Source organism: Clostridium saudiense (assembly GCF_000577815.1).
GTDB lineage: Bacteria > Bacillota > Clostridia > Clostridiales > Clostridiaceae > Clostridium > Clostridium saudiense.
Genome location: NZ_CBYM010000009.1, coordinates 105019 through 111018, shown reverse-complemented (window position 1 = coordinate 111018; position 6000 = coordinate 105019). Strand labels below are relative to the sequence as shown.

Genomic DNA, 6000 nt, shown 5'->3' with positions numbered 1-6000 from the left:
ATTTATCATTACCTTTTTTTATAGTGAAGTGATTTTGATATAGATAGAAAAATAAATTTTTATATGTAAAAATAGAAATTAAAGTATTATAATGGAAAATGTATAAAGATAAAGATTGGGGAGGAAATATTTATGAATAGTTATAGTGTATTTTTACCAAGTTATAGTGTAGGAGTTGATTCATATCAACAAATACCATATGTAACAAGAAGATATGGGAAAAAGGCAATAGTTATTGGGGGCAAAACAGCAATATCAAAATCAAAAGAAAGTATTTTAGAAGGAATAAAAGAATCTAACATAGAAGTTTTAGATTTTGTATGGTATGGGGGAAATGCTTCATATGAAAATGTAGAAGCATTACTTAATAATATAAAAGTTCAAAATGCAGATTTAATATTTGCAGTAGGTGGAGGAAGAGCTATTGATACATGTAAAGTTGTAGCAGATAAGTTAGACAAGCCAATGTTTTCATTTCCAACAATAGCATCTAACTGTGCTGCATGTACTGCTATTGCAGTAATGTATAATTCGGATGATACATTTAATGGATATTATTATCCAAAGGAACCAGCAGTTCATACTTTCATAAACACAAATATAATAGCAGAAGCACCAGATAATTTTTTATGGGCAGGCATTGGAGATGCATTATCAAAGCAATCTGAAGTACTGCTTGCAACAAAAGAAAAGAACCTTTCGCATACACCTTTATTAGGATCACAATTAAGTTGTGCTTGTGATGAACCATTGTTAAAATTTTCAGTTAAGGCATTAGAAGATTGTAAAAAGAATATTGCTTCATATGAGTTAGAGCAAATAGCTTTAGATATTATTATAAGTACAGGTTTGGTATCAAATTTAACTAGTGATGCTGAAAAATATTATTATAACAGTAGTTTAGCTCATTGTGTTTATTATGGTTCAACGGTTGTACCAGCATGTGCTAGTCATCTTCATGGTGAAATAGTATCATTTGGAGTTTTATGTTTATTAACTTATGATAAACAATTTGAAAAGCGTGATAGAATTTATGAATTCAATAAGAGTATTGGGTTACCAACATGCTTAGATGATATTGATGTTAAAAAAGAAGATGTTGCAAAAATGGTTAAGAAGATGAATGGAGTTACAGAGTGGTATTGTGCACCTTATGAAGTAACAGAAGAAAACTTTATTCAAGCAATTTTAGAAACTGATGAATATTCAAGGAATAAATAAATAATTATAAAATGTTAAAAGGAAAAAAGTATAAAAAAAGTTATTGACATACATTTATAAGAGGGTTATATTAATAACAACAACATTAAAATTAAATAAATATTCTTATCAAGAGTGGTTGAGGGACTGGCCCTATGAAACCCAGCAACCTGTTAATAGTTAGAAGTTAGCAGTTAGAAGTTAATAGTTTATATAAAAACAAAAATAGTTTTTATATTTTAGAAATTTGGTAGAATTTTAAAAATAACTAGTAACTAATAATTAAAAGCTCAAAACTATGGACGTGGTGCTAATTCCTGCAGCTTTTATAGCTGAGTGATAAGAGAGTAAATTAATAGGTGATTTTGCATGCACTAGAGTTTATTCTCTAGTGCTTTTTATTTTGCAAAAAATTATACATGTATATAAATTAAATTCTTATTTTAGAGTAGAGGAGGGTGAAGATCTAAGGAAAAATTCCTATTTAAAAATCAGTAATAATTAATAGCGCTATTAAAATTTAAGGTATTTAAAATTGGGGAATTAAAAAAGAATATTAAATTTTAAATAAATCAATAGGGGGTTATTCAATGTCAACACAAAAAATATCTAGCAAAAAACATAATATTAAAAACTTATTAAAATTTGAGGACTATTGGGCTATTATATTGGGGTTTACAATATTACTATGTACATTATTAGTATTTTCAATAAATTATACTAAGAGTATAAAAGCAGATTTAAACACTTATAACAGTATTCTGGAGGTAGAAGGAGAAAAGGCTCCATTTAAAACTATAGAATGGTACGAAGCAAATGATGAAAAAAGTTCGCTGAAATTTACTAGTATACCTTTCATATCTCAAATAAGTGAACTTTTCTCTAAACCATATTCTTGGAATGATGATCCATTAAAATCTATTTATTTAAGTAAAGAAGAGGCTTCTAAACTATCAGCTGAAAATGAAGCCAAATATGAACAAGCTATAGCTAATACAAGTGATGCAAAAGAAATAGCACAAGAATCTCAAAATGCTGCTGCAGAAGCAAATTATGAAGATAAAGATTTAAATGCAAAAGCTGAAGAAGATATAAATACTTGGTATGAATTAAAAGGAATTGAGGCTTCAGCTAAATCTGATAGTATTGTTGAACCTTATAATTTAATACCTGAATTAATAATTTTAGGAATTGTTCTTTGTATATTATTTTCAATTGGAATTCATTTTATGGGGAAATCAGTTAAGGAGTTTGCTCTTGGTTTTCCAGTAGTTTTTATAGTTGCAGTACTAGCATATATACTTGCAGCTCAAGTGAATTTAAAGGCTTGGGGACTTGAGTATGTTGTATGGGCATTATTAATTGGCTTTTTAGTAAGTAATACTATAGGAACACCTAAGATTGTACTAAAGGCTTCAGAAACTGAATTTTTCATTAAAACAGGATTAGTTTTATTAGGTTCAACAGTTTTGATTAATAAGATGCTTTTAATTGGTATTCCAGGTATATTTGTTACTTGGTGTGTAACTCCAGTTGTATTAATAACAACTTATTGGTTTGGACAAAAAATACTTAAGATAGAATCAAAATCTTTAAATATAACTATTTCAGCTGATATGTCAGTAAGTGGTGTATCTGCTGCAATAGCTGCTGCAAGTGCAAGTAAAGCTAAAAAAGAAGAGTTAACATTAGCTGTTGGAATATCTATTTTGTTTACTTCATTGATGATGGTAATAATGCCTTTAATAATAAAAAAGTTAGGGTTAAATCCAGTATTAGCAGGAGCGTGGATAGGAGGAACTGTAGACTCAACAGGGGCAGTTGTTGCTGCTGGTGAATTGCTTGGACCAGTAGCTCGTGATGTTGCTTCAACTATAAAAATGATACAAAACATTTTGATAGGGGTTATGGCTTTTGGAGTTGCTACTTATTGGAGTTTAAAAGTTGAAAGAAATCCTAGTAGTGAAAAGAATATTTCGGCAAAAGTATTGTTTAAAGAGATTTGGGTTAATTTTCCGAAATTTGTATTAGGTTTTCTATTTGCATCTATTTTATTTTCAGTTATTTATTTTATTCTTGGTAGCGATGTTGCTAATGTGTTTATTGATAAAGGTATGGTTAAATCTATAATTAGTCCATTGCAAGGATGGTTATTTTGTTTAGCATTTGCCAGTATTGGGTTATCTACTAACTTTAGAGATTTATTTAAGTATTTTAAAGGTGGAAAACCAATTATATTATACGTTTGTGGACAGGCATTAAATATATTATTAACTTTCTTAGCTGCTTATTTAATGTTTAATGTTGTATTTACAAATATAACAGAAAAGCTTTTGAAATAGTTAAATAAATGGGGAGGTTTTTATTATGATCTCAAAAGGGAAAAGTAAATTTTTAAGATGGTGTTATTTTATCGTAGGAAGTGGTTTATTATATTTATTTGCATTTGTATTTTTACCATATGCCTCTAAGGGATTGGGATTTGAAAATGCTCATAATAAAATTATAGAGGAAAAGATTGAAGCAGGGGCTTGGTATTATATATTTGTTGAAAAGGCTGAGCCTAGTGCTAATAATATTAAAAATAAATTGAGGTATTAATTATATAGATTTGTTTTGAAATAATATTATTTATAATTACTATAGTATAGATAGTAGATAATATAAGTATAAAAAAATAAGGGATGTCTATAATGACATGACTCACCTATAGTAGACAGTTAAAATAATAAAATTTTATATCATTTTAACTGTCTACTTGATAGGGGCAGTTTAGTTTCATATATTTTTATTGCATATTATAATACACTTGTTAATAAATCTTCAAATTAAATTTTTATAAACAAATTATTTAATATAGATTAATATTTACATAATATGGATAATATAAATAGATATAATAGTTTATTTAAGGAGAAGAAAGAAAAATATGATTTATAAGAAAATACTATTAGTTTTATCTATTTCAATTATTTCATTATCATTAATAAGTTGTAGTAAAAATGATTTATCTATTGATGCTACAGAAAATTCAAAGTCAATTGAAAGTAATGATTTAAAAGAAGAAGAGAATGAAGAAACTGTATCAATAGATAAGCAAGAAGTAATCAATAAGTTATGTTCATATGAATTTGAAGGTAGATGGATTGGAAGTGCAGGAAATGAGCTTGCTGAAGAATATATTAATGATTTATTTGGACAAATAGGATTAATTCCAATATTTAATGAAAGTTATAAGGAGGAATATACACAAGAAGTATATAAAAATTATGGATTGATTGCAGAAGATGACTATGGAGAAGTAAAGACGATTAATAATATTGTTGGGAAAATAGAAGGTAACTCTAATAATGCCGTAATAATTTCTGCCCATTTTGATCACATAGGAATACAAGATGGGAAAATAATAAGAGGAGCAATTGATAATGCATCAGGAGTATCCGTATTATTAGACTTAGCAGAAATTTTAAATAATAAATATTCAGTAAATGAACCAGCATTTGATATAATATTTTGTGCTTTTAATGGCGAAGAGTGCGGATTAACAGGAAGTGAAAAGTTTATTGAAGATATAAATGGAAAATATGATAATTTAATAAATATTAATATAGATTCTGTTGGATATAAAGATGGAGGGAAAGTAACTTTTTTAGATAGAAATACGGATACATCATTATATGAACCAATGAAAGAAGTTATAGAAAATAATGGGCTAGAAGTAGAGTTAAATACAGGCTTAAAAGGAACTGCTGATAGTGTTGAGTTTGACAGAGCAGGAATATCAGCAATATGTATAATTGATGAAAATGTAAAAGAGGTAATTCATACGGAAAATGATACACCTGAGTTAATAGATTATGATAGGTTAGATAAAGTAGTTAAATCAGTAGATGATTTTGTTAGTTCATTTAAATTTAATTAATATCTGTATAGTTAGATATAGAATTGTATTTACTATAATAAAGCGGATGTAATATATGATTTTATTTTAATTAGAAATTGAATTAGCAATTGTAGCTGTGGTTTTTATAAGTGTAGAGTATGTTTTAAAGAAAGGCTTTTATAAGAAAATAGATGACTAATAGGGTTGTTAATAATATTTTTGAATTGATCATAGAAAATAACGCATATTCAAAAATAGAATATGCGTTATTTTTAGTAAGTTATTATTTAAAATTGGTCTTCTATAATAGTATTCTTTTTAAAATAGAAAACTATTAGATAAAGAATTATGGATAATATAGTAGCTATAATATCATTAATATCAAAAGGGCTTTCTAGATACATGTCATGTATTATCTCTGATACTAAAGCTAATATAAAAATTATACTAGATGAAAAAATAGCTCTTTTAATTGTAAAGTTAAGCTTTTTAATATTAAGTGTAAATTCAGCCATCCAAATAAAGAACCATGTGGCAGATATATTTGGCATAATTCCTAATATAAAATTAATAATAGAATTATTAATTGATTGTTCTCTTAAAAATATTGTTATACTCCAAGTGATTATTCCAATAATTCCAAAAAAATAAGTTGTTGTTTTCTTGTTCATGATTCTCCTCTCATGTAGAAATTTTATCCTTCACTTTTAAGCATGATTTATTTCCCTTTTAATATTAATTATTTTTTCTTTCTCTATCAATTTCTTTAATTGCATCCTTTACTGCTTTCTTAATTGTAAAATATGCTACTAATGCAAATGCTCCAATAATTAACGTATATACAAATAATAATGCTAATAAGTCCATCTTTAAATTCCTACTATTACGTCAAGAATACTATATTACAATTATTCATA

Annotated in this window: 6 protein-coding genes and 1 riboswitch; of the genes, 4 read left to right on the top strand and 2 right to left on the bottom strand. The window is 26.8% G+C overall.

All coding sequences use genetic code 11. The features are described from left to right. The first annotated feature begins 132 nt into the window (after nucleotides 1-132). The 4 genes from TY07_RS06820 (at nucleotide 133) to TY07_RS06805 (ending at nucleotide 5122) form a co-directional block, all read left to right on the top strand. Nucleotides 133-1221 (top strand): iron-containing alcohol dehydrogenase family protein, encoded by a 1089-nt coding sequence (locus TY07_RS06820; RefSeq protein ID WP_042397155.1) that lies wholly within the window; start codon nucleotides 133-135, stop codon nucleotides 1219-1221. 102 nt (nucleotides 1222-1323) lie between these two features. Then, a riboswitch (SAM riboswitch) is annotated at nucleotides 1324-1546 on the top strand. A 244-nt stretch (nucleotides 1547-1790) separates the two neighbouring features. Further along, a complete protein-coding gene (locus TY07_RS06815; RefSeq protein ID WP_042397153.1) occupies nucleotides 1791-3542 on the top strand; it encodes a YeiH family protein in 1752 nt (583 codons plus the stop codon). Between the two features lie 25 nt (nucleotides 3543-3567). Further along, complete coding sequence (locus tag TY07_RS06810) at nucleotides 3568-3801, top strand: hypothetical protein (protein WP_042397150.1); 234 nt, start codon at nucleotides 3568-3570, stop codon at nucleotides 3799-3801. 328 nt (nucleotides 3802-4129) lie between these two features. After that, entirely contained in the window at nucleotides 4130-5122 is a 993-nt protein-coding gene (locus TY07_RS06805) for a M28 family metallopeptidase (protein ID WP_042397148.1), read from the top strand. Nucleotides 5123-5370: 248 nt separating this feature from the next. Here the strand turns inward: TY07_RS06805 and TY07_RS06800 are convergent, their stop codons facing one another. Both TY07_RS06800 and TY07_RS18715 read right to left on the bottom strand, forming a co-directional pair. Continuing rightward, nucleotides 5371-5754, bottom strand: coding sequence for a hypothetical protein (locus TY07_RS06800; protein ID WP_042397145.1), 384 nt, complete (start codon nucleotides 5752-5754; stop codon nucleotides 5371-5373). A gap of 64 nt (nucleotides 5755-5818) precedes the next feature. After that, nucleotides 5819-5950 carry a hypothetical protein gene (locus TY07_RS18715; protein WP_278244472.1) on the bottom strand — a complete coding sequence of 44 codons (132 nt, stop codon included), beginning with the start codon at nucleotides 5948-5950 and terminating at the stop codon, nucleotides 5819-5821. Nucleotides 5951-6000 lie beyond the last annotated feature (50 nt).

Coding starts and splice junctions, on each gene's coding strand:
- TY07_RS06820 (WP_042397155.1), top strand. CDS start 133: ATGAATAGTTATAGTGTATTTTTACCAAGTTATAGTGTAGGAGTTGAT.
- TY07_RS06815 (WP_042397153.1), top strand. CDS start 1,791: ATGTCAACACAAAAAATATCTAGCAAAAAACATAATATTAAAAACTTA.
- TY07_RS06810 (WP_042397150.1), top strand. CDS start 3,568: ATGATCTCAAAAGGGAAAAGTAAATTTTTAAGATGGTGTTATTTTATC.
- TY07_RS06805 (WP_042397148.1), top strand. CDS start 4,130: ATGATTTATAAGAAAATACTATTAGTTTTATCTATTTCAATTATTTCA.
- TY07_RS06800 (WP_042397145.1), bottom strand. CDS start 5,754: ATGAACAAGAAAACAACAACTTATTTTTTTGGAATTATTGGAATAATC.
- TY07_RS18715 (WP_278244472.1), bottom strand. CDS start 5,950: ATGGACTTATTAGCATTATTATTTGTATATACGTTAATTATTGGAGCA.